Annotated in this window: 27 protein-coding genes; 11 read left to right on the plus strand and 16 right to left on the minus strand. The window is 51.8% G+C overall.

The features are described 5' to 3' along the window. Nucleotides 1–60: 60 nt before the first annotated feature. The 3 genes from MFFC18_RS17810 (at nt 61) to MFFC18_RS17820 (ending at nt 2,359) form a co-directional block, all read left to right on the plus strand. A complete protein-coding gene (locus tag MFFC18_RS17810; protein ID WP_075083008.1) occupies nt 61–672 on the plus strand; it encodes a hypothetical protein in 612 nt (203 codons plus the stop codon). Nucleotide 673: 1 nt separating this feature from the next. Then, complete coding sequence (locus tag MFFC18_RS17815; RefSeq protein ID WP_075083007.1) at nt 674–1,330, plus strand: class I SAM-dependent methyltransferase; 657 nt, start codon at nt 674–676, stop codon at nt 1,328–1,330. A 204-nt stretch (nt 1,331–1,534) separates the two neighbouring features. Continuing rightward, nucleotides 1,535–2,359 carry a PEP-CTERM sorting domain-containing protein gene (locus tag MFFC18_RS17820; protein WP_075083006.1) on the plus strand — a complete coding sequence of 275 codons (825 nt, stop codon included), beginning with the start codon at nt 1,535–1,537 and terminating at the stop codon, nt 2,357–2,359. A gap of 161 nt (nt 2,360–2,520) precedes the next feature. On the opposite strand, the gene MFFC18_RS17825 is transcribed toward MFFC18_RS17820, so the two are convergent. Beyond that, on the minus strand, nt 2,521–3,390 hold the full coding sequence (locus MFFC18_RS17825; protein ID WP_075083005.1) for a queuosine precursor transporter: 870 nt from the start codon (nt 3,388–3,390) through the stop codon (nt 2,521–2,523). A 128-nt stretch (nt 3,391–3,518) separates the two neighbouring features. On the opposite strand from MFFC18_RS17825, the gene MFFC18_RS17830 reads away from it, so the two are divergent. Continuing rightward, nucleotides 3,519–4,370, plus strand: coding sequence for a formyltetrahydrofolate deformylase (locus tag MFFC18_RS17830; RefSeq protein WP_075083004.1), 852 nt, complete (start codon nt 3,519–3,521; stop codon nt 4,368–4,370). A 62-nt stretch (nt 4,371–4,432) separates the two neighbouring features. Here the strand turns inward: MFFC18_RS17830 and MFFC18_RS17835 are convergent, their stop codons facing one another. Both MFFC18_RS17835 and MFFC18_RS17840 read right to left on the minus strand, forming a co-directional pair. Continuing rightward, the gene (locus MFFC18_RS17835; protein ID WP_075083003.1) at nt 4,433–5,593 is read right to left on the minus strand and encodes a rhomboid family intramembrane serine protease; all 1,161 of its coding nucleotides are present in this window, start codon (nt 5,591–5,593) and stop codon (nt 4,433–4,435) included. Nucleotides 5,594–5,803: 210 nt separating this feature from the next. After that, entirely contained in the window at nt 5,804–6,565 is a 762-nt protein-coding gene (locus MFFC18_RS17840) for a thioredoxin family protein (protein ID WP_075083002.1), read from the minus strand. 209 nt (nt 6,566–6,774) lie between these two features. Here MFFC18_RS17840 and MFFC18_RS25055 point away from each other — a divergent pair, with 209 nt between their 5' ends. From MFFC18_RS25055 to MFFC18_RS17865, 5 genes are all read left to right on the plus strand, one after another. Beyond that, the gene (locus MFFC18_RS25055; protein ID WP_075083001.1) at nt 6,775–9,555 is read left to right on the plus strand and encodes a Kelch repeat-containing protein; all 2,781 of its coding nucleotides are present in this window, start codon (nt 6,775–6,777) and stop codon (nt 9,553–9,555) included. A gap of 95 nt (nt 9,556–9,650) precedes the next feature. Next, on the plus strand, nt 9,651–10,100 hold the full coding sequence (locus tag MFFC18_RS17850; protein ID WP_075083000.1) for an EF-hand domain-containing protein: 450 nt from the start codon (nt 9,651–9,653) through the stop codon (nt 10,098–10,100). A gap of 141 nt (nt 10,101–10,241) precedes the next feature. Then, on the plus strand, nt 10,242–11,480 hold the full coding sequence (locus tag MFFC18_RS17855) for a DUF3592 domain-containing protein (protein ID WP_075082999.1): 1,239 nt from the start codon (nt 10,242–10,244) through the stop codon (nt 11,478–11,480). Beyond that, on the plus strand, nt 11,477–11,842 hold the full coding sequence (locus MFFC18_RS17860) for a hypothetical protein (protein WP_075082998.1): 366 nt from the start codon (nt 11,477–11,479) through the stop codon (nt 11,840–11,842). The genes MFFC18_RS17855 and MFFC18_RS17860 overlap by 4 nt, the downstream gene beginning before the upstream one ends. Next, on the plus strand, nt 11,839–12,441 hold the full coding sequence (locus tag MFFC18_RS17865) for a hypothetical protein (RefSeq protein WP_075082997.1): 603 nt from the start codon (nt 11,839–11,841) through the stop codon (nt 12,439–12,441). The genes MFFC18_RS17860 and MFFC18_RS17865 overlap by 4 nt, the downstream gene beginning before the upstream one ends. 394 nt (nt 12,442–12,835) lie before the next feature. Here MFFC18_RS17865 and MFFC18_RS17870 read toward each other — a convergent pair whose 3' ends face one another. Continuing rightward, nucleotides 12,836–13,534 (minus strand): DUF4339 domain-containing protein, encoded by a 699-nt coding sequence (locus MFFC18_RS17870; RefSeq protein ID WP_084416887.1) that lies wholly within the window; start codon nt 13,532–13,534, stop codon nt 12,836–12,838. Nucleotides 13,535–14,249: 715 nt separating this feature from the next. Here MFFC18_RS17870 and MFFC18_RS25305 point away from each other — a divergent pair. Both MFFC18_RS25305 and MFFC18_RS17880 read left to right on the plus strand, forming a co-directional pair. Continuing rightward, nucleotides 14,250–15,035 (plus strand): hypothetical protein, encoded by a 786-nt coding sequence (locus tag MFFC18_RS25305; RefSeq protein ID WP_148618963.1) that lies wholly within the window; start codon nt 14,250–14,252, stop codon nt 15,033–15,035. A gap of 288 nt (nt 15,036–15,323) precedes the next feature. Next, on the plus strand, nt 15,324–15,797 hold the full coding sequence (locus MFFC18_RS17880; protein ID WP_075082994.1) for a hypothetical protein: 474 nt from the start codon (nt 15,324–15,326) through the stop codon (nt 15,795–15,797). On the opposite strand, the gene MFFC18_RS17885 is transcribed toward MFFC18_RS17880, so the two are convergent. The 12 genes from MFFC18_RS17885 to MFFC18_RS17940 all read right to left on the minus strand — a co-directional run bounded on the left by MFFC18_RS17885 (nt 15,794) and on the right by MFFC18_RS17940 (nt 26,248). Beyond that, the gene (locus MFFC18_RS17885; RefSeq protein ID WP_075082993.1) at nt 15,794–16,204 is read right to left on the minus strand and encodes an ATP-dependent Clp protease proteolytic subunit; all 411 of its coding nucleotides are present in this window, start codon (nt 16,202–16,204) and stop codon (nt 15,794–15,796) included. The genes MFFC18_RS17880 and MFFC18_RS17885 overlap by 4 nt on opposite strands. A 345-nt stretch (nt 16,205–16,549) precedes the next feature. Then, nucleotides 16,550–17,200 carry a Fic family protein gene (locus MFFC18_RS17890; RefSeq protein WP_075082991.1) on the minus strand — a complete coding sequence of 217 codons (651 nt, stop codon included), beginning with the start codon at nt 17,198–17,200 and terminating at the stop codon, nt 16,550–16,552. Beyond that, nucleotides 17,187–17,501: a hypothetical protein gene (locus MFFC18_RS17895; protein ID WP_148618964.1), complete on the minus strand. Its 315-nt coding sequence runs from the start codon at nt 17,499–17,501 to the stop codon at nt 17,187–17,189. The genes MFFC18_RS17890 and MFFC18_RS17895 overlap by 14 nt, the downstream gene beginning before the upstream one ends. Next, the gene (locus tag MFFC18_RS17900; protein WP_075082989.1) at nt 17,494–17,853 is read right to left on the minus strand and encodes a hypothetical protein; all 360 of its coding nucleotides are present in this window, start codon (nt 17,851–17,853) and stop codon (nt 17,494–17,496) included. Before MFFC18_RS17900 ends, MFFC18_RS17895 begins: the two co-directional genes overlap by 8 nt. A 461-nt stretch (nt 17,854–18,314) precedes the next feature. After that, on the minus strand, nt 18,315–18,638 hold the full coding sequence (locus tag MFFC18_RS17905; protein ID WP_075082988.1) for a hypothetical protein: 324 nt from the start codon (nt 18,636–18,638) through the stop codon (nt 18,315–18,317). A 224-nt stretch (nt 18,639–18,862) separates the two neighbouring features. Continuing rightward, a complete protein-coding gene (locus MFFC18_RS17910; RefSeq protein WP_148618965.1) occupies nt 18,863–19,117 on the minus strand; it encodes a hypothetical protein in 255 nt (84 codons plus the stop codon). A 24-nt stretch (nt 19,118–19,141) separates the two neighbouring features. Further along, nucleotides 19,142–21,046 (minus strand): hypothetical protein, encoded by a 1,905-nt coding sequence (locus MFFC18_RS17915; protein ID WP_075082986.1) that lies wholly within the window; start codon nt 21,044–21,046, stop codon nt 19,142–19,144. 4 nt (nt 21,047–21,050) lie between these two features. After that, nucleotides 21,051–21,371 carry a hypothetical protein gene (locus MFFC18_RS17920; protein ID WP_148618966.1) on the minus strand — a complete coding sequence of 107 codons (321 nt, stop codon included), beginning with the start codon at nt 21,369–21,371 and terminating at the stop codon, nt 21,051–21,053. 110 nt (nt 21,372–21,481) lie between these two features. Then, a complete protein-coding gene (locus MFFC18_RS17925) occupies nt 21,482–21,907 on the minus strand; it encodes a hypothetical protein (RefSeq protein ID WP_075082984.1) in 426 nt (141 codons plus the stop codon). Nucleotides 21,908–22,194: 287 nt separating this feature from the next. Further along, a complete protein-coding gene (locus tag MFFC18_RS17930; protein WP_075082983.1) occupies nt 22,195–24,621 on the minus strand; it encodes a phage/plasmid primase, P4 family in 2,427 nt (808 codons plus the stop codon). A 700-nt stretch (nt 24,622–25,321) separates the two neighbouring features. Next, entirely contained in the window at nt 25,322–25,597 is a 276-nt protein-coding gene (locus MFFC18_RS17935; RefSeq protein ID WP_075082981.1) for a DUF1580 domain-containing protein, read from the minus strand. Between the two features lie 114 nt (nt 25,598–25,711). Further along, nucleotides 25,712–26,248: a hypothetical protein gene (locus MFFC18_RS17940; protein ID WP_075082980.1), complete on the minus strand. Its 537-nt coding sequence runs from the start codon at nt 26,246–26,248 to the stop codon at nt 25,712–25,714. Between the last annotated feature and the right edge of the window lie 63 nt (nt 26,249–26,311).

Here is a 26,311-nt window from a genome sequence, read left to right on the forward strand (position 1 = left end):
GAAACAGACGTATTTTTGATCGGGTATACTTCAGCGAACTCTGACTGTTGGAGAAGAACCATGAAACGAACACTGAAACTTGCCGTTATCGCCATTGCATGTCTCGTCGCCGGATGTGCGAATGAACCTGTGGCTCCAGGAAACGGAGTCGCCGCAGTCGCGCAGGCTCAACAGGAACCAATCGCTGACCCGCAGCCGGAAAAATCCGAGGGCATCGGTGACAAATTTTCGGACCTCGTTGAGCAAGCCAAATCCAAAGCTCCATCGCTGGATGATATGAAGAAAATGATCGGTAGCGCCGGCGATGCGACCGGTCAAACAGCTGACGACACCATGAAGTGGGCGAACGAGATGTACAAGTCGCTTAGCGAAAGCGGCATGACGACAACAACCAATGTCAAGGACTGGGTAGCGGAAGACTGGAGCAACATTAATGCCTGGGAGTATCAGGTAGTCACAGTGGAAAGTGCGCAGCTGGTCGAGAACCCTGGGATCCTTCAAGAGAAAATGAACGAAGCCGGCAAACTTCGCTGGGAGTGCTTCCATGTTTCCGACGGGCCTGGTGCAACGATGTTCTACTTCAAACGTCGCAAGAGAAGCTACATGAAGAACCTGCCGTTAAAGGACATGTTAAAACTCGTCCCACTGCTCGATAGCGGTGGTGAGCAATAGCGTGATCGAAAACTACCGCGTTGATGAGTTCGGCGTGATCCACCAAATCGACTTTGAGCCGATTGCTTACGACGAAGAGTACATTTCTTATTACGAGAAGAAAAGCGACCGGACGATCAAACTTGGCTACCAACGAATGGGTTGGATTCTTGGGCTGACGGGTCGCATCCCCGATTCGGTGCTTGAGATCGGTTACGGAACGGGGACTTTCGTCGAGGCCGCCCAAATCACGGGCGTTGGTCGCTGTGCAGGATTCGACATCGCCGAGTTTCCTTTACCGGACGGTGTAAACTTTGTTTCGTGGGACGAGTCACTCCATTCGTTCTGGGATCTTGTCGCCATGTTTGACGTCCTGGAACACATTCCTGACTTAAGCTTTCTGGGTCAGCTCCAGACAAATCATGTCGCAATCGCGGTTCCTTACTGCCGCTGGAATGAGCTTGGCGACGACTGGTTTCGTGCTTGGAGAATGCTGCTGCCCAACGAGCACCTTCATCACTTTGACGACGAATCACTCATCGCAACGATGGAGCATTTCGGGTTTGAATGTCTGAACGTCAACACGTTTGAGGACGGCATTCGACTTCGCGACGGCGAAACCGGCCCCAACATTTTGAGTGCTTTCTTCAGGAAGACCCCTGAATCGCATCCACGTTGACTCGATTCCAAGCAGTTTTCTCTTGGCTTCTCTTGGCAAGCCATGTGAACATTCCATTAAGAAACCACGAGCAACATGTGCTGTTGGTGATGATTTGGTTAAGACTGCGAAATGGTCGCGAAATCGTCGTCGACGACAGTTAAACTGGGTGCCTTATCTGGCCATTCACCAAGATTCACACCCTTTTGCTTCGAGTAATTGACCATGCTGAGACCGCTTACTTGCTTTGCTGCATCTTTGACGATCGCACTTATCAGTCTTTCTACTGCCAACGCTGACGATGTTGTCGCGTTTTGGGGCTGGACGAACGACTACGACTTCTCTGCCACGGCTCCTACGAAAATGGATTTCGCGGGAGACGTTGACAATACTGTCGCCGGTGACGCGAACCTCCAAATTTTTCTGGGCGATGCTGCAAACTTCGACCACAACGGCGGCGGCGGATTCGTTTCTTACACTTCGGCAGCCAGCGGCATCACCTACGATCCGACACGCACAGCGAAATGGGATGACCTCAAGGGCGGCGGCGATGATTTCGACATCGGCGGCAACTCAAGCTTCATGGTCGACAAGAACGATGGTGCCGGAGCGTTGGCAGATGATTTCGGAAACGACGCGTTGATGTATTTGACGATTGACGGTTCGGGATACCAGGACTTTCAGTTCCGCTTTGATATTGAATCAACGCCTGGAGATTTGGCTGAGTCATTCGATGTTTTCTATCGTGTTGGTGGCAACGGCACCTGGTTCCGCGACACTGCCCAGAACAACATCCCGCTGTCGTACATGGACTACCCAACGGCTGACCCCGAGAATCAGTTTGCTGACTCTGGCTTCATTAGTCTCAACTCGATGCTCAACAACCAATCTCAAATCGAAATCATCGTTTCAGATTTTGCAGAATTCGGTAACAGCGAACTTGAGATCGACAACTTCGAAATCACCGCGGTTGCCGTTCCTGAGCCAACGTCGGGCGTCTTGCTGATCGTTCTGGCAACAGCCGGTCTGGTACAGCGTCGACGCAAATAGCCAGCTTTGTGAAACGAGTTTCACAATAAAGCAGCGACAAAACTGCTCGCATCAATTCGTCAGGTTGACGTTTTCGTGCGAGCTTTTTTCGTGCACTTTTCGAAGAAGCCACGAAGCCTATCGATCCAGTCGAATTGCTCTGAGTGTTCCCGATCAAGTTCTTACTTTTTCGCCAGGCCCTCTTCAGCCAGCGGATCAAACTCCAAGTACCCCTTGAGCCAGTGAACAGCCACGTAGAACGGAATTGTATCCATCAAAGCTGCGGCGATCTTAAACAGATAACCGGTCGCGATCAGCATGAACAAATGCTGGGCTAACGTTGAGCCTTCGGCGGGAGGCGGAAGCGAACGAGCATAAAACTGGGAGATCAAAATTACGGCGACGGTATCAACCAGTTGGCTGATAATCGTCGAGCCGTTGTTTCTCAACCACAGGTGTTTCCCATTGGTCAGTCGCTTCCAAAAGTGGAACAGCCAAACGTCGCAAAACTGCGCCATCAAATACGCGATCATCGAAGCAACGACCGCGCCGTAAGCCATTTGCTTAATTCGATAGAAAGCATAGTCGTCGGGAATTTTGGCTTCGTACTGAACACCGGATTCGGTTTCCACGGCGACGACCTCGACTTTGGGCACGCCGTTTTCGTCGAACTCTGGTTGCTGTGGTAGCGCGGCCCCAAGCCACAGGACAAACACGACCCAAATGTTCAACAGCAACCCGACGATCACCAACCAGTTGGCTCGCTTTCGTCCGTAGAACTCGCTGATCAAATCCGTACAAAGAAACGTAATCGGGTAGGGCAGTACACCCACCGCGAGGGCGAAACTGATCTGCCCCCAACGTCCCCACGTCAACTCTGGCCCGCCTCCGCCGTCAGGCCACGAAAGGCTGGCCAGCACGATAAATCGGCTGATGCCAAGCACGTTCAGCAACGCCAGCGAACCAAGAAAAATCCCCGCCAGCACCAGGAAAACGCGTTCGCGACGGGCGTGGAGTGCCGAAGCTTCGATGGGATGAAGTTCTGATGACATAAGATCAGTTTAGCCGATATTTACTGGGCTGTGTTTGCAACTTCATCGCCCCGATCAGCTCGATGGCCTCCTGTCGTTGGCGATATCGTGTTAAAAAACTGCACCCATAACTCTGACAGAAATCGACCATGTTACGCTCAGCCTGCCTACTTTTTCAATGCAACGATCGGGTCGGAATCATCGCCGAACTGGTAACCTTCTTTCGAGACAGCAACGTCTCCATTTCCCGTTTCGAAGAGTACACGGACAACCAGTATTTTTTCGCAAGGCTTGAATGGAAAGGCGACCATCCATGGGACGACGCGAGCGATTTCGAAGCAGCATTTTCAGGTGTCGCAGACAGCTTTGAGTCAGCAAGTTTCCGCGTTCACTTTTTCGACAAACCGCAAAAGCTTGGTCTGTTTTCTTCGAAAGAACCGCACACGCTGATCGAAGCCATCAATCGCTGCGAGGCGGGCGAATACCCCAACACGGAAATCTGTTTTCTGATTTCCAATTCGGCTGAAATTCAACGCTACGCGCAGCGGCACGATATTCCATTTCACTTCGTGAAGACCTGGAAAGATCCAAAGCGCCACGAACCGGCTCAGATGGAACTGATCCAGCAGCACAAGCCTGATCTGATCGGATTGGCCCGCTACATGAAAATTCTGTCTGCCGAGTTTATTGAAAACGCTGGCTGTCCGATCGTCAACATTCACCATTCATTCTTGCCCAGCTTCATCGGAGCAAAGCCCTACGAGTTGGCTTACGAGCGGGGCGTCAAACTGATCGGAGCGACCTCGCACTACGTGATCCCTGAACTTGATCAGGGCCCGATCATTGAACAGGATGTGATTCGCGTCGAACCCGGCGATTCGGTAGATCACATGAAGAAAATTGGACGCGACGTGGAGAAACGTGTCTTTGCGACGGCGTTGGAAAAAGCACTTTGGCACAAAACCATCACCTACGACAACAAAACGATTGTGTTCAACTAAACGTCGTCCGCGAAACACGCTGATTGAAACAGCCTTCTTTCGGTCGCTCGACCTGTCGATTCCTAAACAAAGTCGATGGCTCCCTGAGCAATTTTCTCACGTGCTTTTTTGAGCACCGCTTCGGCTGCTTTCAAATGCTTACCCGCGATTTGTTCACCATCGATCGTTCGCATTATCCGGATACACTCGCGTGGTCGGTCGAGACTGGACAAAGTATGTCGGGCCAAATTTATCGTGATCGGAACGCGGAAATTCGAATAGTGTTTCAGGTAAAACCGCATTACATCGATCGCTTTTGGCCGTGTCGATGCGTCCGAGTTCAACCCGTTGATGATGGCGACCAGCTGGGCTTCTGACATCACCAGCGAAGCATTCTTTCGTCGCAACATCTCAAATCGTTTCCACGCGAATTCATGGTGCCCTTCGGCGACGTAAGCAGCGGCTCGCTCCAGACCATGCTGCTCCTGGGATCGTGCTTCGGCGCGAGCACGCTTTCGCGCCTGAATTACTTCACGCTCCTGCGCAATGGTCAGCACCCGCTTGCCACTATTTCCGGACTGGACGGACATCAGGTCATATCCTTCGCAATCCACCAGACGCTGCTTCACCATGAAATATCCGATAAGGGCTCCCGGCACAACGCCCATCAGGTGCAGCAACGCCGATGACATTTCGAAGAACGAGAACCACGCAATCAGAAATTCAACTCCGATCATGTAGAAGCAAAACCCCATCACTGTCACGGAGAAGGATCCGGCCACCGGATAGAAGAGCAGCAAACCTCCGTAACTGAATGTGATTTCGTTCTCCGGGGCCCAGATCATGATGATCGCCAGCATCCCGAAGATGACTCCACTGGCTCCCAATGATCCGCCGTTTGAAACCCAGAACATCATGGCGTGTTCGAAGGCGTTGGCGGAGACCCCGATTGCAAAGTAGATCAATATGAATTTCCACCATCCGACTTTGCCCTCGATAATCCATCCGCAAATCGCAAGGCCAACCATGTTGCCCAGCAGATGGCAAAAGTCGGCGTGCATGCAGCATGATGAAAACCATGTGATTGGATTGAGGATTGCATGCCGCAAGATGAAGAACTCAGCCGCTTCGGGAAACGCGAGCTGAAGCACAAGGACGATCGTGTTGAGCGCGATCATTCCGATGGTTGCAAACGGAAAATGATAACTTGGAGCATCCGTTGCGGTCGGAATGACGAAAAGCATGCTTGCGGCCTGTGGAAAGGAATTTGGTTCACCCAAAAAGTGATTCGGCAGAATCGTTCTGGCTTCCTCTCTTCGCTGACCAGGCGAGAATATTGTAAGTAATCCCGTAAAGCGCTACTTGCTTCATGCCACGCTCCGAGGCCGCAGCCCTGACACTGAACGCGCGGCGCGATTGACCATTTCACTCTCACATCCCGTTTTTGGGAGCATTCAGTTTTTTTGCGATTCCAAGCCCATTCGAGGAAAAAGTGGCGAGTTCTTGGGCCATGTTCGCGGCCCACTGGCCTGAATTTTGGACTCGTTCGCAGGTGGCTTTAACAGCGTCCAGTCTTGCAGTGTTTTCACGTACTCTTCCATGGCAACTCCGACTTCCCTGAGCTGCGACTGAGACATATCAGAAGAATTTTTTATCATCTCCACAAAGTGAGAAATCTCGTGCGACTCAAATGGACAGCCAATATTCTTTCCGTCGCGACCATGGGAAGAGGCAATCTCATTACCGTCGCCGTCGAGGATCACGATACAAGGCAATCCACATTCTCGACCGTTCAGAAACTCTTCAAAAAGTTTCGCTCCCCCGGCCATTCTCTCGGTGTCAATTTTTACAAAATGAAAATCGTTTTCAAACAACGGGCGATTCTGTTCAAGAAAACTCTCAAGTTTTTCGCACCAGGTGCACCACGAAGCATCAAACTGAATAAACAGTTTCTTGTCGGCTGACTTCGCCACCTCAATCGCCTCGTCCAAAACTTTCTTCGCAGGAACACTTTTGGCACTGCCAGTTTTACCATTTCGGTGAATTGACTTTTCCACAACAACAGTGGACTGGGAGAATTCTGGTGGGCGACGTAAAACAGTCCGATGCATTTTTTTCTTCGCGACTTGAGGCTCGGATTTCTGAGAACAGCCGACCGACAGAATGGAGGCTGCTGAAACCAGCATCAAGGCAACAATGCAGATAATTCGTTTCATAAATCACTACCTCACGAAAATTATGCGGTCCGCGTTACACTTGGGTTTGCAGTCGATTCGCTATTGGCAGAACAGCCGTTGGACGAATCAGCAGCGACGACCGGAACGAGCAAGCCGCTCACTTGTTGCGATCTTTAACCCCAACTAACACCTCAAAGTTTCACATCCGAGCTGACAACATTTCAACTTTCTCACCTGCCAGAATAGCCATGCAACACTTACAGACGTTCATAACCTACGTCGCAGTTACCGTCCTGCTGACAGCAACGCAAACTTACGCACAAGAAATTTCAAGTTGGCAAATTCTTGAAACCGTTGGTCAACCAACCGCGCGACATGAAGCCGCCATGGTTTCATATAAAGGCAAACTTTTTCTGATTGGTGGTCGTCGTATCAATCCGGTCGACGTCTATGATCCGGCAACCAATACGTGGACTGAAAAATCGAAGACTCCTATTGAGTTACATCACTTCCAGGCCGTAGTCCATGGCGATGCGATCTATCTGATCGGTGCCATGACTGGAGGCTGGCCGCGAGAAACGCCGCTGGAGAAAGTCGTCGTCTATTATCCGGAGTTGGACCAGTTCAAGTTCGTGCACAGCATTCCGGAATCGAGGCGACGTGGAGGTGCCGGAGCAGTCGTCTACAAGGACAAGATTTACATCGTTGGCGGAATCACCAATGGGCACTGGGACGGCTCAAGACCGTGGCTTGATGTGTACGATCCTGTGACCGGAGCGTGGACCCCGAAAGCGGACGCGCCGCATGCACGTGATCACTTTTCTGCTGTCGTTATCGGCGACAAACTTTACGCCGCTGCAGGTCGCACGACTTCGCAAAAGACCGGCCAAGGTTTCGACCTGACGGTTGCTCACTGCGATGTGTATGACCTTAAGAAGCAAGAATGGCTTTCCAACGACAGCCCGGAAATCCCGACGCAACGAGCTGGAAACATGGCGATCGCAATCGATGGCGATCTCGTAGTCGGTGGCGGTGAGAGCGTGGCACACGTCAAAGCTCATGACGAAGTCGAAGTTTACTCGCCAGAGACAAAGACCTGGTCTCGACTTCCGAATCTCAATCGTGGTCGGCACGGTTCGGCATTCGCGATCATCGACAACTATCTTTACACGGCGTCGGGATGCGGCAACCGCGGGGGCAAGCCAGAGCTTACTTCTCTGGAGCGACTTAAACTTCCAGCGGGACACAATAATGGTTCGCCAACGAAAAAGCTGCACACCAAAACACTTTCCTTCATCGGCCCGCAGACCGCGGAGGATGACGACGATAATCCCTTCACGAATTTTCGATTGAATGTCATCTTCAAGCACGCGGCCTCTGACCGCACATTCGAAGTTCGTGGTTTCTATGCTGCTGATGGCGATGCAGCAAACACTTCCGCGACTACGGGGAATGTCTGGCAAGCCCGATTCACGCCCGACCGTTCAGGTGACTGGACGTATCAGGCAACACTTCGACACGGAACCGACGTGGCGATCGATGACGAACCGAATTCAGGCACAGAAATTGAACTGGATAATGCTGCGGGCCGGTTCACTGTGACAAACACAACTTCCGACGACGTTGATTTTCGAAACCAGCCTGGCCGCATCGTCGCGAAGGATGGCTACTTCGTTTTCGAGGGCAGCGACAAGCGTTGGCTCAAAGGTGGAACCGACAGTCCGGAAAATCTGCTGGCCTTTGTTGATTTCGACGGGACGTTTCGAATGCAAGCCAGTGATCGGGACGGAGAAGCGAGCACCGATGAGAAGATCCATCGATACGAGTCTCATTTGGTGGACTGGAAACAGGGAGATCCGACTTGGGGACAGTCCGGAGCCAAAGGCAAGGCGATCATCGGCGCATTTAACTACCTCGCCTCCGAAGGCGTCAACTCGGCTTACTTTCTGACGCTCAACATCAATGGCGACGGCAAAGACGTTTGGCCTTATCTGAAGCCCGACGACTTTGAACGCTTTGATTGCAGCAAGTTGGACCAGTGGGAGATCGTCTTTGAACATATGCAGAGCAGAGGCATCATGTTGCATGTGCAGACGCAGGAAACCGAGAATGAAACGATGCTCGACAACGGCGATACGGGGCGTTTGCGAAAGCTGTACTATCGCGAACTGATTGCGAGATTCGCTCATCACCCGGCGCTGGTTTGGAACCTTGGTGAAGAGAATGGTCCCGCCGAATGGACGCCCGTTGGGCAAACTCCTGAGCAGCGAATCGCGATGGCAGACTACATCAAGGCTTCCGATCCGTACAAGCATCCAATTCTGATGCATACTCATGCGGACTCGCACAGCAAAGACGAACTGTTGACTCCGTTGCTAAGCGCGAAATCGATTGACGGGCTTTCATTTCAAGTCGACCAACCTGAATCGGTGCACAGTGAGTTGCAGAAGTGGATTGCTCGTTCGACAAAAGTCGGACATCGCTGGATGATCACGATGGATGAAACAGGACCGTGGATGCACGGCGCGGTTCCGGATTCTGAAGGCGGAGAGCACGACGGTCTGCGCCGCAATGTGCTGTGGGGAAGTCTGATGGGTGGAGCCGCGGGAGTCGAATGGTATTTCGGCGCCAAGCATCCGCACAATGATCTGACCAGCGAAGATTGGCGCCAGCGCAAACGGATCTGGGAACTGACCAGGATCGCCAGAACGTTTTTCGAAACCCATCTTCGGTGGTGGGAAATGAAACCATCGGATGATTTGCTGTCGTCGAAGGATGGCTACTGTCTGTCAAAGCCTGGCGAGGTCTACGTGGTCTACTTGCCAGTTGCCGGCGAAAACAGATCGCTGGACCTGGGAAAAGAAACGGGGCAGTGGAGCGTTGCCTGGTTCAATCCTCGAAAGGGAGGCAACCTGACGCCTGGTACGATTGCAATCCAGGAAGCGTCGAGCTCCTTCGAATTGGGACTGCCACCGGATTCAGGTTTCGAGCCTGGTGATGACTGCGTGGCGCTGGTCCGAAAAAAGTGACACAGCAGCAATTGAGAAAGCGAAAACTTTTTTAGTTCCATGACGGTTCCTTTCGCGTATTGCTTTGCGGGCGAAACATTCAAAGGGAACAGAACATGAAAACATTTCGAATTGCGGCAGTACTGATTCTTTGCGGTTTAGGCTGTTTTATCAGTCAGTCGCAGGCGCAGGAAAATGGACAGTGCGAGCGTGGCTCTCGCGGCCAACGGGGCAACTCGACAGCGAATTCTCGTGGTGGATTTGCAACGCAAAGCGGTGAGACCACGGGGACGACTGCCTCCGAAGGTCTGGGGCCGGAAGAAGTGGCCCAACGGATGATCGCCAACTTCGACACCGACGGAGATGGAGCGCTAAACCTGCAAGAGCTTTCGACTGGAATGGCCGCCTTGCAACAATCGATGCTGCAGCGAAGAAGCGAACAGAACCAGGCTTCGCGACGACAAAACCGAGGTGACTCATTGCAGGACACACAGACAACGGCGGCACGAACTGCCGGAGGAAGCGCTGCCTACCGGCGAGGGACCAGTGCACGTAGAGGCCGCTGAAAAGACGCATGCTGCTGATGCGCGTTTGATGTGCCAATGCGAGAGGCGTGACAGCCTGCTTGAATTCGATTGAGGCTGCGATTGCATCGCGAACTCTGTCTGCACTAGAATCAGAACTGCGATTCTGATTTTGGAAAGACAATGAGTGTTAAACCAGTTTCAACTCAGGACTCGAAAGCCAACGGCAGAGGGTGCCTTGTACTGTTCGGTTCCGTTTTCGTTATTCTCGGGCTGGTTCTGGCCTGGTTCATCGCAATCAGCCCGATTGTCAAAGCAGCAAGCTCAAGCGATTGGGTTGAAACTCCTTGCACGATCAACGTCAGCAAGGTCGACGTTGATCGCGGCGACGACAGCACAACCTATCGGCCTCGAGTTGAATTCAGCTATGTCTTTGATGGTCAAGAATTTAGCTCTGAGACCTACGATTTCACGTCATTGAATCGAGCCAAATCTCGTTGTCAAGAAATTGTTGACGCGAACCCGGTTGGAATGCAAACATCCTGTTTCGTCGATCCGAATGATCCAGAAAGCTCCGTGATCGCGCGGGACTACGATTTTTCATGGTTTGGGCTGCTGTTTCCCCTGTTCTTTTCGGGCGTCGGATTGGCGTTCGTGTTGTCCGCCCTGTTCTACATGAAGGGCAATTCGAATTCGGTCTCCGGTTCCGCCAAACGTCCTTCCAGCAACGCGGTTCATTCCTTGGCCCTCACCGCGGGCTCGAGCGATCCGTCGTCCGCGTCGTCACAGCTTCACCCTGGCGACGCCGAAGACCAAATGTGGGACCAGCCACAACAGCTTGAACCGACGCAAACACGACTGTCAAAGTTCTTGCTTACCTTGTTTCTGGCGTTGTTCTGGAATGGCATAATCAGTGTATTTGTTTTTGCCATCCTCAATGACGGGTTCCAGGGGCTCTCGATTTTCCCGATCCTGTTCCTGATTCCTTTCGTGATTGTCGGGCTCGTTTTGTTGGGTGCCGTTTTTTACATGTTTGCTGCATTGTTTAATCCGGGCGTAGAGCTCGCGTTGACGACGGGCGCTGTCCGTCGCGGGAATTCTGTCGACGTTGCGTGGCAGCTTTCAGGCCGAACGTCGGCTATCCGAACGCTGGAGGTTAAAGTCGAGGGCCAGGAATCGGCTACGTACCAAAGAGGCACCGATACGATCACCGACACAAACGTATTTTGCGCGATCCCGATTATTGAAACAGCAGATCCGGGTGACATTCAGTTCGGAAGCCGTTCCGTCACCATTCCGGCCGATACGATGCACACGTTCACAGCAGATCGCAACAAAATTTCCTGGCGAATCGTTGTGAGCGGTGAGATTCCATATTGGCCTGACATCGAGGAAACTTTTGAGTTTCGGGTGAAACCATGATCCAGATCAAAATTGAGAATGAAGCATCCGTTTTCACTCCCGGAGACCAAATTAATGGGGTTGTCCACTGGTCCGACCTGACAGGCGATTCGCTGGAGGTTCGATTGATCTGGTTTACTATCGGCAAGGGTGATCGAGATTTTGAATTGGTGGCCACGCATCGCGTCGTATCATATGGCCCTTCCGGAAGCGAGCGATTTCAGTTCGAAGCGCCTCGCCGACCGCAAAGTTTTTCCGGGAAACTGATATCGCTTCAGTGGGCAATCGAGGCCATCGTTTTCCCGGATCAGGATGCCGCACGAGTCGACCTGGTCATTTCCAACTCAGGCCAGGAAATCAACATCGCGGAGTCCTCCGAATGACTCTCGCCCAACCGGTTTCTGCGAAAGACAATCCGTTTGCGGTAGTGCAGACGGATTCGATCCCATTTGACTTTCAGGAAACCTGTTTTTCAACGCTGGATGAGTTTGGCGAGTATGTTCAGGATCGAAATTATCGCGGCGCGATTCTGGGAAGACATGGTCATGGAAAGACAACGCTGCTTTGCAGCCTGCAGCAGTGGCTACATCGCCAGGGAACGGAATGCGAAACGGTCTTTCTTCCACGCAGGAACGAAGACCAACGTTCTGCACTTGAAAACCTGAGCCACCGAGGACGGTGTGGAGCCGTTGTTCTTGTCGACGGTCTCGAAAGGCTCTCTTTTTTTACACGACAGCTACTGGTGAGCCAGTCGCGCTCGTTTGGCGGATTCATCGCGACGACACACCGACCGAATCGACTTCCGACGCTTGTTCGATGCCGGACGTCCCACCAAACGCTGCTTGCGGCTCTTAACTCACTGAATATTGACTCGCCGGAGATCCACAGTACCGCGGTTGGCCTGTTTTCGAAGCATCGTGGCAATCTGCGGTTGGTTCTGAGAGAACTCTATGACAACGTTGCCGACGGAAAGCTAAGCTGAAAGTCTCGGCAACTGCGGATAGCTCGCCTGCAGATTCAACATCCGTTTGCGGAATCGTTTCGCAAATATTGCGGAAACACAAAGAAAAAAGCTCGTGAAAACCTTGAGGTCGTCACGAGCTTTCTAAGTACCGGCTAGAGGACTTGAACCTCCACTCCCAAAGGGAACTTGATTTTGAATCAAACCGAAAAGCAATTCTGAATCAGCGTTTCAACCCGTTTTTTATCGAACGTAACAGATTATAGCATCGACAATTGAGCAGTGCAAACTGTTGCAAAAGGAAGCGGAAAAACGCGGTATTTGAAAACCAGTAAGAGTGCAAAAACAGTAGGGTACCGGAATTGCTTTTTCAATTTGTCACGCTGGACTTGGAATTGATATCTGACCAAACTCATCAAGCAACCTTAGGGTCACCCTGTGATGCACCAACGATGCAACAAACGTGAATCAACATTGCCAGCGGCGTCAAGAACACAGTCATGATGCAAATCAAATAGCATACCGGCATGAAAAAAAACCAACAGATTCCATTGAAAACCTGGCCTTTGTACATTTGCCCCGCACCTGGGATCAGCAGGCTTAACAACGCCGCAATACCCGGACTCCAACGGTTGGGAGCGTTGGCGTATGCATAATGAGATCGATCTGCCCTATCAAGAATTTCATGGCAATGCTGACACTTTCTCGACGTTGGACGCACGTCGTTCTGGCAAAAACAGCACGTCCATGTATTGTTTTCGAAGTCAATAATCGCGTGAGTCGAGTTTAGCCAAGAATCACGTATTCTCTGTTCGGCAGCGAGACGTTCAAGCATAGCTTCATGCTCTCGGTAGGCATTCTCCTCCTTTTCCCTAGCGGCCTGCTTCTCAATTCGCTTCTTTGCTTTGGCCTGATCGATCAACTGGCAAAGCTTTGGATGTTTTGCCACATAAACCCATTGAGATCGCGTTCCTTGCGGACTCATCACCAAATCTTTTCTTTTCAGCGTCCCTTCGGTGAGCAAAGCTCTAAGCTGGCCTGTATCGATTGGCCCAACGGTTTTCGGATCGCCGATTGCCACTGCAAGTTGATAGTACCACTGCTGTTCGCTCATTGTCACTTTTCGGAATCCCCATCCCGAATGCGAATGTTACACAGGAAAAGCTTCGGCTTTATCTGCGGGCAAGTTTTCAGGAAAGCACGACTCTTTCCGGAATCTTATTTCTTTAGCTACCATTGCTATCAAACTCCGGCCAGCTAGAAAAGTGAACATGCGTTCACTCACGAAGCAAGCTTGAGGATAAGAAATATGTGAAACGGGTTTCAAAGCTGGATGTCGGACTTAAACCATCTACGCCTATCGTTTTCGCCAGTCCCCCTCTTTGCCTCTCTGGCTTCCGTTTCAAGCTTGGCCAACGGTGTCATCGTCAGAGTAGGTTTTGAAGTGCCACGCGTGCCCTGGCGGATCAGTGCGGCGTTTACACTGCAGTTTTCCGTTTTGAGTAAGGTTGCGAACCTCAATCTTGGACCCCGCTGGTATTAAATATTTGGCATTCCATTCTTGCACTTACGCGGGACGTTTTGGCGGGCGTGCTCTTTACTCCAAGAATTCAATAGTGAAATTTTTACGTTGACTCATTAAAATACCGACAACATAACCCAGCCAGTAAGCATCTCTCAAACGTACACTCGGTGATAAATTGGTATATTTCGCCCCTGAAAAGTCTATATTTAGCTGCGTCGCGAATGTCACGATTCGACTTGCGGTTTTGGTCATTGCTGTTGCATTCGCGTGTGAAGGACGAGTGTCGGGACAAGATCCAAAAATCATGGAACGTCTGAACGGTTCCCAAGCTTTTAACGCCGTATACGGTGAACGTTCAGGCTCCAGTGGTAGCGAAACACTATACGGCATGCGGGTGATGCAAATTCTCGGTGAAGACACGGCGCTGCTGACCGAGGGCGGGATGACATTCTATTACGAAGGAAGTACCGCTGGTTGGGTCGACGACATTACAATCCGAGAATTTCGACCAGTGAAATCTGCCGGGCGCACGACATACAACACGGTTATTGGTGGCACGAAGACAGTTCAAGTGCTTCGTGACTACAGCGACGCGGAGCGTGAAGCCAAGATTAAAGAATTGCAGACTGCGCACGTGCTGGCAAAAACGAAATTCAATGCTGTAATCGAGAAGCACGACAAAATCGACTTGAAGCTTTTCAATAGCATAACTGTTCTGCGAAAAGCTGACTTGATCGGAGTTAAGCAACCGAGATTGCTAGTGTTTGAAACTGAGGAAGCAGTTGTGTGGGTCGAGATGCGCAACCTACACGCAAAAACATTGCTCGGAATTGACAAAGTGCTTGGGTCGATTGCGACAACGTATCAACGGACTGGCGTTAGGTTCGAAGACGCGATGGACCTGCCGACAGAAGGTGACCGGAAGATGATTGGGCCTATTCGAAACCAGCTTCCTGTTTTATTTGAAGCAAAAGAAGACCAAGAGAAGGACGCATCCGACAAGAAAGACGACAAGAAAGACGACAAGAAAGACGACAAGAAAGACGACAAGAAAGACGACAAGAAAGACGACCCGCGGTTTCGCGCTTAGCCTTGGGGCTCAAGCTAAAACACTACCGCGCATGGTCCCCAAACCCCCAACGTTTCTAGGGACGGACTGTATTTGAGTATTGCTGCGGCTTTCTGGGCCCGCTGTAGTGGTGAAACGCTCCGGAAGAATCCCGAAAACCTGACAGAATTAGCCATCACTGGCGAATGGCACTTAAAGCTTGCAAACTCCGTTGCATCGGTTAGTTATGTCATCTTGACGCACAGGGGCCTCACCTGCGATTGAGTGATTGGAATTTCGACGTTTCAATCGCCCAAGCAAGGAGGCCCCATGTTCCGTCAATTCGATACGCTCCGTCATCGCGTTGCCGAGGCACGCAACAACGACAGCCTGTTTTTCGCATCGTTGCTCTCTGAGAAAACTATAGACAGTGTCTTTGGAGATGCAAAGGCGATACTTGACTCAGCACAGATCTACACCACTGCTGTCACTCTCTGGGTGTTTCTTGCACAAGTCATGAGCATCAATCATGGCTGCGTTTCGGCGGTCGCCAAACTCGTCGCCTGGCGTGTGGTGAAAGGGCTCTCGCCATGCTCGGCCGCCACCGGCGCTTACTGCATCGCTCGTGACAAACTGGATGAGGAAGCCATGCAGCGGCTCGTGACCCAAAGCGGTGCAGCAATCCAATCACATACTCCCGATCATTGGCGATGGAAAAACCACCAAGTCATTGTTGCTGACGGAGCCACTGTCACGATGGCCGACACCCCTGTGCCGCCGCCATCCCGGCTTCCCGTTCGTTAACGTGTGATGCGATCGATTAGCCCTAGCTGCTTGGCTTCGTCTGCGGTCATCCAACTATCAGTGGACAACAGTTGCTCAGCCTTGGCCGTGCCGCCGCGTACTCTGCGGGCGTAAGCTGTGAGCAACGTCTGCCGCATGCGTGACAATACCTCACGCTCGCTGTCACTGGCCGCGCCTCCGTCAATGTTTGGCTCGTGCACCATCAGTAAAGCATGGGGCGTGGCTTGGCGTACGTCGCATGCCATGAGGATATAAGAGCCAGCGCTATACGCGTTGCTCTCTACGATGCCGATCGTTTTGCTAGGCCATGCTGCAATCGCGTCGTGGATGCTTGTCGCTGTTGCAACGACGCCACCATGAGAATCAATTCTGATCGTCAACGGTTGCGACTTGTCACACCAGGCCAAACCTTGAAGCCGTAAGCCGATGCTGAATCGATCTCGCCGAACAATGTGATTTCGTTTTGCTCAGTTGCGACTTCTGCAAACAGTGCTTTCGGTTCTCGGTTCGCGTTGCCGTCAGCTTGAGCCACAAACGACGCGCGTAGCTCAGGACGTGCCTTGTTGGCTGCAATGACTGCTGAGCCCCTGTCATGCCTTTGGCCACGTTGGACGCGACAAGAGCCCTGAAAGCGTTAGCTATTGGTTGCTTGCCCTGTTGCCTGTGGCTTGTTGGCCTTGGCGATAAGATTCAACCTCAGCTCCGGATGGGTCCGGTTAGCCTGGGCGCGACGTCAAGACAGCCGGATTGAATTAGCCGACGGTGGGGCGTTTTACGATCAAATATCTTAGAATTTGCATCTGCAATGGAAGAAAGTTGCCCTTCATGCAAGCAGCCATTAGATCGCCGTAAGCAGTCTTGGGGGCATCTCTGTTGGGACTTGGGTGAATGCGACATTGCGGACTCACGCCAAACCTCGCTAACGCGACTGCCCAGAGCATTCTTGACATTCGTCCATTGCCATCACGAAACGGGTGGATCTGAATAAATCTCCCGACTAGCTCTCCAATGACTACTGCTAAATGATAGGCCCTTTGCTTCGGTTCTAAGGTGGGCCACTTAATTTCAACGCTCAACGCGTTTGCCCTTGTATTTGAGAAAAGGGCTTCAGTATCACCTAAGACTTCTCGCGGGAGCGAACCTTGTATCCCGGCAACTCCGACTGGATAATCAAGGCATGGACGATTCAAGTCAATCTGTCGAAAATTTCCAGCGTAGTACTCATATCCCGCGGGAGGGAGACCATCAAAAACTTCACCGTGCCATTCCTTGACATCGCCGAGTTCGATCATTTTCGACTTGGCAGTATCGATAGCAGATCGATAAACCACAACAAGTTTCGGCACGCACTTATCGAAGCCATCGCTCGCGTTCCAAGCAGGGCAATTTTCAGTCGGTGACAATGTCTTCCTCTACAAGTTGCTCAATCAGTTCGTCTGAAACTTCGCCATCAAAAGGACCAATCTTTTCAAAATCTAAAACTGACAAGTCCGCGTCAGTAAAATCGAATTTCTGTTCAGATGCGTAAGCCTCCAATGCAGCAACCTTAGCTTGAAGATCTTCTTGACCCTCGAGCAACACTGCCGGTTCCGGAGAAGAATTCAACCCATTCGGCTGGATCAACTCAGGTGCATTGCCAAAATATACTCGTGGGCGACAAGCATTGTAAGAATTCGGTCGCCGTCCAGTTGCGCGCCTATTCATTGAGGTCCTCGTTTCTTTCGATTAAGCCGTCTTTTGCTGCTGCTTCAAGCCGTTCCTGTAGCCATTTGGAAAGTTCGACCGCGGTATCCAAGCCTAAAACCAAGTTAGCCTCGACATCTCTAATCACGCCCGTCTTTCCTTCACGTCGCAATTCTTTAGTTAACACGCCGTCCTGTGTCTCCATCACTAATAATTTTGGGATTGCGGAACGCTCGGAGTAGACCGTTAGATGAAGATTTCCATCTCCTCCAACTCCGCCAAAAATCCCGTCGCAATGAATTGAACGAAACTGATTGCTCTTGAGAAAGTGAAACTCAATCTCGGATTTTTTTGATTCGTCAGGTTCGTTCATAATTTGGTATTTACCTTGCTGTCTAAACAAGGAGGGAGTCAAACTATTGGCACTATTAAAAAATAGCACGCAGGGGAAATCAGGGCGCGAATGGTCAACAAGATTGAGACAAAACGCAGACAGCACGGTTCAGTTACATTAGTCAGTTGATTATTGACAGACAGATACGAAGCAACAAGTTGCCTAAATGCCTCCTCGAACGCGTGTCTGTCTTTACACAGTACCGCCGGTAAAATTTGGCACAGAGAGCCCGGAAATGGCCCAGAACGCTCTATCGGCGGCAAACCCGGATATCTAAAGCGGTACCTTAAAAAGCCCTTAAACCTGCCCTGCGAAGCGCAGGAAAGGCTGTTTGAGATAAGGGGCAAGGCAAAGAATCTTCCAAAAAGTAAGACAGGAAACCAGAAAGTTGGCTACGCAGCACTTAACGATTGTGATGTCTCAGCCGTTTTGGCTTTGTCTCAAATCAGCACAAACCGTGTCCGCACGAACCACGGTAGGTTGCGCGATTGCCACGTTCCCGCCGCAGCCTTCTCATTGCGCCCCCCCAAAAACAACGCGTTGAGATCATCGCAGCGGTAGAGCCTCTTACCGACCAGAGTGACATATTCAATATCAGATTTGGCAAGAGCGTCTTGCAGTGCGCGAGGGTGCTTCAATCTAAGTTCCGCCGCGAGTCGGTCACCGGTAATGAAACCAGTCGCCGGAATAAAGCCAAGAGATGCGTCTGGCTGTTTGGCTGAAGCGATGCGGGAATCGTTTGCAGAATTCGCGTCGGCAATCATGCGAGTGCCTTTCTGCCGAATTGGATCGGCAAATCAGAAGCGTCTCGCATCGGCCACTCTAACGCGTATGACAGCGCGGAGCCGTTACCGGTAATCCATACCCGATGCGAGACGCTTCCTGATTTGGCAGCGTCAAAACTTTTAGATGTCAAACTTTTAGAGATTGCAATCATCGGTTATTTAGCCCTCGCTTGTCAAATGCCCACAAACCAAACGTCATACTTTCAATTGTCGCTAGGCTCTTTGCTTTGCATTCCTCGCAGAACAATGCGGGCCATGTGAGCGGCGACAGCTTCCGAGTCAATAGTGCTATCAGCCTTACCACCGAGGAACAAATCCGTTTGATGCTTTAACCATGCGGGCGATTTTGAAACGCCAGAAGCGTCGATCGCCAGTTCGCAAAGCGTTAGCTTCTCAATCTCGGAAAGCTCATTCCGCCAATGGTGCGGCATCACGTCAGTCATATTACCACTAATCATTTCGTTCCAATCTTTGTTGCTGCTTCACTCAATCGCTTCCGTAACAGGTCGGCGGGCGAGGCTTTCAAGGGCGCGAGTCGTCGCCGCTGTGCTTTTGCTTTGTTGCTGAATCGCGCCGGTTTGCTTTTTCACTTCGGCAACCATCGTTGCGGTTTGCTGCCCGGTTTGTCGTTGCTCATTGGTCAGGATTTGGAACGCCGACCCAACGCCACCACCCGCGAACGTGTTCGCCGCGGCGGCCCCCAACCCGGAAACGTCGAAGTCTTTCGCGACTTCGACAGCGCCAACCAATCGATTCACCGCGAACCGCCCCAACGGTCCGGCACCACCCTTGGTCGCTTCCGCTTCGACTCGGTCGCGTGCAGACGCGCGACGCGATTCGCCAGTGCTGTAAGCATTCTCGGCGGCAATCTCGCGTGCGATTCGATCCGACGTCGCTTTGAAGTCGGCCGCACTTCGATCAACGGAAAAGTACGCGTTCAGTCGCCGCGAAATCAAACTGTCATCGGTGCCCGCTTTTCGCGTTTCGCTTACGATTGTGCGGTTCACTTTGTTAATGTTGCCTAGCCGCTGCGTCGCCACGGTGAACGCTGTGAGGACTTCTTTGTTCCCTCCGGTAATCTTTTCGCGAAGTTCCTTGTTATCGGCTGTTGACAGCGACTGGACGATTTGAGGCAACGATTGCGACAACGTATCGATGTTCTTCTGAACTGCCGCCCGGTCTTGTGGCGTCTTTGCTTCGCCCAACGCGTTTCGCTGGTTGATCAGTTCCGCGCCCAAGTTCGCTTGCAAGGTCCGAACGTACGTTCCGGTACGGTCGCCAAATTGCGCACCCAGAACAGAAACGAACGACGCGACGTCGGCGGCTTTGACGCCGGGAAGTAACGCCGAACCCTGCGCGGCGGTTCGAATTTGCGGCTGGATTTCCTGAACGTTAAACTTCGACGTTCCCGACGCAGCAAGTCCCAAGTTCAACGCCTGATTCGCGGTTAGGTTTTCCTTCGCGAACACCTTGCGGAATTCGCCAACGAGTTTGGAACCAATGTTTGCGGGAATGACGCGGTCGGCGCGTAGGATCGTTTCGAAGTCTTTTTCGACTTCGTTGGAAATCGCGTCGAACAAAACTTGCCCGACTTTGCTTCGCTCCGTCGCGTACTTTACGGCGGCTTCGTCAACGCGTTGCGAACGGCTTTGGAAGTTCGTTTCGTCAGAAACTTGAAGTAGCGACGTTCGCGATTCTCGCAAGCTAACCGTTTGGTCGCGTCCCTTTTTCTGTTCTTCGCGAAACTCTTGATAAGCCCTGCGAACCGCCGACACTGCCGACGTAACCGACAACACGCCCGCCGCGTAGGACGCAACCGACGCCAAGGCTTTCGAGCCGAACGGGTTCCCGTCGCGAACGTTCTTTTGTTCTGCGTCGAGCGCGTGCAACGATTGTTTGTAGTCTTTCGCGCCGATCTTCCCGCTATCAAATGCAGCTTTCAGTGCGGCCCGAAGTTCGCGATGTTTATCCGCGAGCGACTGCGTTGCAGCAACCAGTCGTTTCGATTCGGCGACGCCCTTTTTGATTTCCGCTTGTTCGGCTTTGTAAGCGTCGGTCGAAGTCCGTTTCACTTCCGCAAGATTGGCGAGCCGTTCACGTTCCGTCGCCACCAGTTTGCGAATACCGTCGCGTGCCATCTTCGCCGATTCGGCGTCGGTTTGCCCCAACGTTCGCAGCGCCTTGATGCGTTCGCGTAGAATCTGCTTTTGTGAACGCTGGTTGCGAAGTACGTTTTTGGCTTGGCGTAGCTGCGTCTTTTCGAGCTTCAACGTTGCGTCGACGACGCCTTTGATTGACTTCTCGTTCGCTTCAACAAGCTTACGTTCTTCGGCCAGTTTTCTTTGAACTTCGTCGTCGTCCAAAGTGAATTTGATTTTCGCTGTCATTGCTTCACTTCACTTCTCTTTGAAAGAAATTTTCTTGAATCTGTTCAAACTTGGTTAATGCATCGTTCAATAAAGCCGCAGCGTCTCTGCCGCGGAGCGAGCTTGCCAAGCCAAGCGTTGTCCCCATTTCTCGCATCGGTGCTGCCGATGCCATCATTGCTGCTTTTAGCTCAGCGATCGGCACCGAGGCGCCGGCCTGCTGATCGTTCTTCGCGTCATTAAGCTGGCGCCTCGCTACGATGTATTCCAGCTTTAACTGCTTCAGTTGCTCCGCAGTCGAATCCTCGTCGATCTCGCGTAAGCAGTGCTTCACCAGTTCACGCAAGTCACATTTTCTTGTCTTGTCAGACGCGGCGAGCCCCATCTGCTTGAACCACGTTTTTGGTTTCCCAATCAACTGGGCTGCTTTTGCAATTGAAACGTTGAAGCGAGTACTCATTGACCGGTTCCCTCAGCTGACAATTCCGCGTCGATCTCTCTGAGTTCGTTATTCACCATCTTTTGGAACTCAATGCCGGGCAACGATTCAATTTTTTTGAAACGCTCCAGAACGCCTGTCAAGCGATCGATGATGTAACGCCGTAATTCGACGACTTGAACCACCGAAACCGCTGAGCGTTGAATCGAGTCGTTCGCCAATTCAACTTTTCGGATTCGAGATTTGAGCAAAGCGATTTCTTCGGCCCGTTGTTGCGCGCTGTTGTCAGGGTCAAGCTTCGCCAAGAACCACGGGATCACGATTGCTGCGTCGTAGGCTCCACAATCCATGCGGGGTGCTGGATTATCACGAAGCCAAATTGATGGCTTCCCCAGAATCTGAGCCATGTCGGATTGATTGAATTTGAATTGGGTCGATTTCATTTTGGTAACCAAAGGGGGAGAGCTAAAAAACGCAATTTTTGGAAAAATGTTAGTCGGTGGGAGCTTCGCTCCGTGATGCGTCCCGCCCCCATTCAGGGAACCTAAACGCTTCGTCGATTAAACTGGACCATCTGGACCTAAACGTCCCATCGTTTCGTCGGACCATCTGGACCTAAACCGGCGATGGTCCACCGGGTCTGGACCATTTGGGTTAAACGCCATATACGCTCTCGTGTAAGCACTTAACTGCAATGGTCCAGACCATCCGGACCAAACACTTTTGAGCCCTAAAAAACCGATGTTTTGTCGCACTCGTGGAGCTTCAAGCCGACAAACACGGACCGGTTGCGATACGGCAATGCACGGCATTTGGTACGTTTGTAGGTCAGTTCCATCGAATTTCGGAATTCAGACTGGACCATTTTGCCGTTCCACTGTTTGTACAAAGCGTACGCATCACTAACAGGAATCATGCCTTCCGGGTCAGTGCTGTCGAGCTTGTCAGACACGAAATTGGCGATCTCGTCTTCGTTGTTTCGATACTCACTCGTGGCTTGTTTCACGCGTTCCGGCTCATAGGTATCGAGTCCATTCTTTTGGTACATCTGCCACCCTTCGATCGCCCAATTGAGAATGCCCGAATACTCCGCTTTGAGCTTCTCTTTGAACTGCTTGTCCACGTTGCCGCCAAGCTTCTCGCGAAGATCGACTTCGAATGGGATGAGCTTCACGCGTCGCCAAATCCCTTCGTCGTCTCCGCTAATCTTCGGCTTGTGATTTGTCGACAACCAAAACGTGTGCGTCTGCCTGAACTCCCAAAAGTCTTCACGCATCCGTCGCGCCTTCCCGACCGCATCGCCGGTCCATTCTTTGACCCGACTTTCCATCAGCTGGCAGCCTTTGCCCGGTTCCGAGATTGGAACGAACCGCTTCGCGAACAAGTCAGCAAGCCCAGTCGGATGTTGGTTTCGGCTCACCATCAGCAAATCGGCGTTACCAATTTCGGCGTAATCCCCCATGATGTCGTGAATAGTGTTCCAGACAGTCGATTTGCCGTTGCTTCCCCCGCCATAGCAAATTGGCAAAATGTGTTCGTCACGCGTCCCTGAGAGCGTGTAACCGAACAGCACTTGAACGTACCGAATCAATTCTTCATCGCCGTCGAAAATTAGCTTCAACGACTCTCGCCACAACGGGCATTGAGCCGACGCGTCAAAGGAGACGCCGGAAATTTGCGTAATCAAATCTTCGCGTTGCGAGTCACGAAGCTCGCAGTTCTGCAAATCGAACGTTCCATTGAGGCAGTTGAAAAGCAAGTCTTCCGAGTCGAGGCTTTTGTGATCAATCGTGACGCGTTTGTCACTCTGCGACAGCGTCCGAATGGCGATTATCGACGATGCTGAGTTTGAGCTTTTAACAAATCGTAACGTCCCCGCAGGGTCGTCACTCTTTCGCATCTCCTTTGTTCGTTCCCATAATTGTTCGGCGTAACGTCGCACCAACGCGTTGGTTCCGGCGTTTGAGGCGTCAATTTTCCATCGCTTGCCGCTCCAATAAATCCATTTTCCCCAACTTACAACGAAGCGAAGATCGTCACCGAATTCGTCAACGAATCGCCTTGCGTTTGCGTTGTCAGTTCTGCCAGCCTGCTTGTTGATTCCGACAGCAGTTCTGACGCGTTTCTTGGTGGTCGTATCGATTTCTTTAGTGGCTACATTGGAATTGTCTTTGGTCATGCAGTTCTTAATTTCTTCGTCTTCGCAATCGAATAGTTCGTCAGGGTCGACCGGCTCTGGCAAGTCCACAACGCCCCGGTTCATGCGTTCGCGGTGGATCGTCGCCACGGTCAACCCCGTGTCGTCGTTGGCGTCGAACGACTTCCAACGTTCCGCGATGGCGTCGCCGTGCCTGGCATACGCCGGGTCGGACGTCGACCACTGGATGAACGCTTCGAGCCCTTCGCCACTTCCGCCCGTCGCGTGATGCGATCCGGCGAACAACTTGAACCATTCTTCATGCGTGTTGAATTCGCACGCCGATAGCGGCTTGAGCAAGTCGGCCAATTCGACGCCCGTCAGCTTGTCCGCTGTCGACTTGGTGGCGGTCTTGCGTTCTTCCTTGCGAATTAGGTTTAAGAGCGCCGCCGGGGCTTGGGGGCGTTCGTAGCCGAACATTTGCGTAAAGTCGCTGAACCGATACTTCCCGCCTTGCCAATGAGCCGAACCAGCAATCACGACCAACCCGCCGTGCGATTTGATGTCGATGTCGGGAAAGCCTTCGATAACGTTTTTGAACTTCAACCCTTCCGGCACTGTCAGGTAGTATTGCCGCCCGCCGGTCGGCGATTCAACGCACGGCGCGATGTCCTCCAACGGCTGGGGCAACAACGCGTTAAGCTTCGCGAGTGATTCCATGCCCTGTTTGTTGGGACGTTCCTTCGTCGGCACGTCCACGTCGATGACAAGGTCGCACGGCCCAAGCGCCCACCCGATGCCGTGTTGCTGTTCGCGGTATAGCCTCAACGTGTCGACGTCGTGGTCGGTCGTTTGCCAGCCTTTAAGCAATGGGGTTTTTGCCTTCTTATCGCCGATGTGTTGGCGACGTTTCAGCGGGAACAAACGGGCGGCGTATTGCTCAATGTAAATGCTAATTGAATCGCTCACTTCATCGGAAGGGCGCCGATCGCCGCTAATTTGATCGGTGAACCAATTCATTGATTCACCCCGATTTCCGTCTGGTTTATCGGTTGCGTAGGCCTAACAACCATCCGCCCCGGTTTGACGCAGTGGCGCTTTTTTGGGTCGACGCTAATCCAGTAGTTTCTACTGCCGCGACCGCAATCACTAACGCGAGATTCAACGTGCGTGTGATCGTGTCTTGAATCCCAAGAATGACGATGCTTTCGATCACAGATCGGGCATCGCACCACAAGTTGGCAACGAGTCGATTCGTATTCCGGGTGCCCTTGGATCGGCCGAAAATTTGTGTCGCTTGGGTAATAAATTTTCAGGACGCCGCGCGCGACCTTTCGGTTCCTCGCTGGCTCGATCGGAAGCCGAAGAAATTCTGGCGTCTCGATCGATTTGGCAGGTCGAGAGGCTCTACCGGGCGGTTGATCCTTGAAGCGTCGACCCTTTTTATACGCCGCTTCAAGTTCAACTTTTCTTGCTTCGTGTTCGTTGTTTGGTATACTTTTCATGTCAAATTCCTAAGCCGTCCCGACGCTTCGCCAGATGTCGGGCGGCTTTTTGTGTTGCGGTTTCGGATTATTTGAAGTCGCCACCCAAAATCGCGTCTATCGGCTCGATCAACCATTCGCCAAAATGAAGTCGATGATTGTCTTTCCAAGGACATAGCCTTGCCGTCCGAAGTACTTCACTTCCAGACCGTTTCGGCGGGCATGCCGCGATGCGTTTAGATCCCTTCGGATTCCAGATACGCTTCGGTATCGCTTGCTGATTGGCTCACGCACTGAGCTGCTGGGCCGTCCGACTCAAAGAACGCCAGCAAAGCTTCGACGGTTGTTACGCGCCGCCCGCCAACTTTTATCGTGGATAGAATGCGCCCGCCGGAGCCTCGCGTTGTCCACCGAAACACGGTGCTTCGATTCGGCTGGAATCCGCAGTGTTCGGAAACCCATGCAGGGACTTTGGAAATTGGGACGGGTGTCTCTGCTAACAAATTGATCACGGCAACAATCCTTAAAAAGTTCTGTCTTGTTGCTGTAGTATTCGTTTGAGTCACCGGCTTTGAATAGCCTTATTGACGCCTCAAATGAGCAATGTCACTTAATGTCAGTTGCGGTCACTTCTTTTTTAATCCCCGCAGCTCGGGCGCGGCCAAGTCAACCCAATAGAAGTTTCCTTTGGATCTATAAATGAACGGTTTGTCATCCCGTTTTGACCAATCCCGAATCTGTTTCGGCGAAAGATGGAATTTGTCTTGGATATCTTGAGACTTATATTCGGCGATTGATTCAAGTGGCTTTCTCGCCGCATCGGGCATCTCTACCGCGCCCCCAATCAAACCAGTATCGCGGTTGAAGTCCCACTCGCGCCATTGATCTCGAACTGCCGCAAAAGAGATGTAGGAGGATTCACCTTGCGATTGCTCATCAAAGCAGTCGTTGATAAACCCGCTCATAAGTTCGTCAGCCGTCGCTGCAAAAAACGTGCTTGTATCGTCATTAGCGCTATGGCTGCTGCTCAATTCGGAAAACAAGTGCTTTAGCTCAAGCACGAGATTTGGATTCCGTTTTACGACTAATGGCACACTGAAAATTGCTTCGATTCTATCAACCAATTGTTCACAGCTTGCCAACGAAATTTCATGCAAATCCATTCAGATACCCGTTTCATTCGTAGAAACCGGCTGCCGATCGACACGACGGAAACGGGTGTAACC

The organism is Mariniblastus fucicola (assembly GCF_008087665.1).
Lineage (GTDB): Bacteria > Planctomycetota > Planctomycetia > Pirellulales > Pirellulaceae > Mariniblastus > Mariniblastus fucicola.

Excerpts from the sequence above, each read along its gene's own strand:
- MFFC18_RS17810 (WP_075083008.1), top strand. The coding sequence starts at position 61 with ATGAAACGAACACTGAAACTTGCCGTTATCGCCATTGCATGTCTCGTC.
- MFFC18_RS17820 (WP_075083006.1), top strand. The coding sequence starts at position 1,535 with ATGCTGAGACCGCTTACTTGCTTTGCTGCATCTTTGACGATCGCACTT.
- MFFC18_RS17825 (WP_075083005.1), bottom strand. The coding sequence starts at position 3,390 with ATGTCATCAGAACTTCATCCCATCGAAGCTTCGGCACTCCACGCCCGT.
- MFFC18_RS17830 (WP_075083004.1), top strand. The coding sequence starts at position 3,519 with ATGTTACGCTCAGCCTGCCTACTTTTTCAATGCAACGATCGGGTCGGA.
- MFFC18_RS17835 (WP_075083003.1), bottom strand. The coding sequence starts at position 5,593 with ATGCTTTTCGTCATTCCGACCGCAACGGATGCTCCAAGTTATCATTTT.
- MFFC18_RS17840 (WP_075083002.1), bottom strand. The coding sequence starts at position 6,565 with ATGAAACGAATTATCTGCATTGTTGCCTTGATGCTGGTTTCAGCAGCC.
- MFFC18_RS25055 (WP_075083001.1), top strand. The coding sequence starts at position 6,775 with ATGCAACACTTACAGACGTTCATAACCTACGTCGCAGTTACCGTCCTG.
- MFFC18_RS17850 (WP_075083000.1), top strand. The coding sequence starts at position 9,651 with ATGAAAACATTTCGAATTGCGGCAGTACTGATTCTTTGCGGTTTAGGC.
- MFFC18_RS17855 (WP_075082999.1), top strand. The coding sequence starts at position 10,242 with ATGAGTGTTAAACCAGTTTCAACTCAGGACTCGAAAGCCAACGGCAGA.
- MFFC18_RS17860 (WP_075082998.1), top strand. The coding sequence starts at position 11,477 with ATGATCCAGATCAAAATTGAGAATGAAGCATCCGTTTTCACTCCCGGA.
- MFFC18_RS17865 (WP_075082997.1), top strand. The coding sequence starts at position 11,839 with ATGACTCTCGCCCAACCGGTTTCTGCGAAAGACAATCCGTTTGCGGTA.
- MFFC18_RS17870 (WP_084416887.1), bottom strand. The coding sequence starts at position 13,534 with ATGAGCGAACAGCAGTGGTACTATCAACTTGCAGTGGCAATCGGCGAT.
- MFFC18_RS25305 (WP_148618963.1), top strand. The coding sequence starts at position 14,250 with ATGGAACGTCTGAACGGTTCCCAAGCTTTTAACGCCGTATACGGTGAA.
- MFFC18_RS17880 (WP_075082994.1), top strand. The coding sequence starts at position 15,324 with ATGTTCCGTCAATTCGATACGCTCCGTCATCGCGTTGCCGAGGCACGC.
- MFFC18_RS17895 (WP_148618964.1), bottom strand. The coding sequence starts at position 17,501 with ATGAATAGGCGCGCAACTGGACGGCGACCGAATTCTTACAATGCTTGT.
- MFFC18_RS17900 (WP_075082989.1), bottom strand. The coding sequence starts at position 17,853 with ATGAACGAACCTGACGAATCAAAAAAATCCGAGATTGAGTTTCACTTT.
- MFFC18_RS17905 (WP_075082988.1), bottom strand. The coding sequence starts at position 18,638 with ATGATTGCCGACGCGAATTCTGCAAACGATTCCCGCATCGCTTCAGCC.
- MFFC18_RS17910 (WP_148618965.1), bottom strand. The coding sequence starts at position 19,117 with ATGATTAGTGGTAATATGACTGACGTGATGCCGCACCATTGGCGGAAT.
- MFFC18_RS17915 (WP_075082986.1), bottom strand. The coding sequence starts at position 21,046 with ATGACAGCGAAAATCAAATTCACTTTGGACGACGACGAAGTTCAAAGA.
- MFFC18_RS17925 (WP_075082984.1), bottom strand. The coding sequence starts at position 21,907 with ATGAAATCGACCCAATTCAAATTCAATCAATCCGACATGGCTCAGATT.
- MFFC18_RS17930 (WP_075082983.1), bottom strand. The coding sequence starts at position 24,621 with ATGAATTGGTTCACCGATCAAATTAGCGGCGATCGGCGCCCTTCCGAT.
- MFFC18_RS17940 (WP_075082980.1), bottom strand. The coding sequence starts at position 26,248 with ATGGATTTGCATGAAATTTCGTTGGCAAGCTGTGAACAATTGGTTGAT.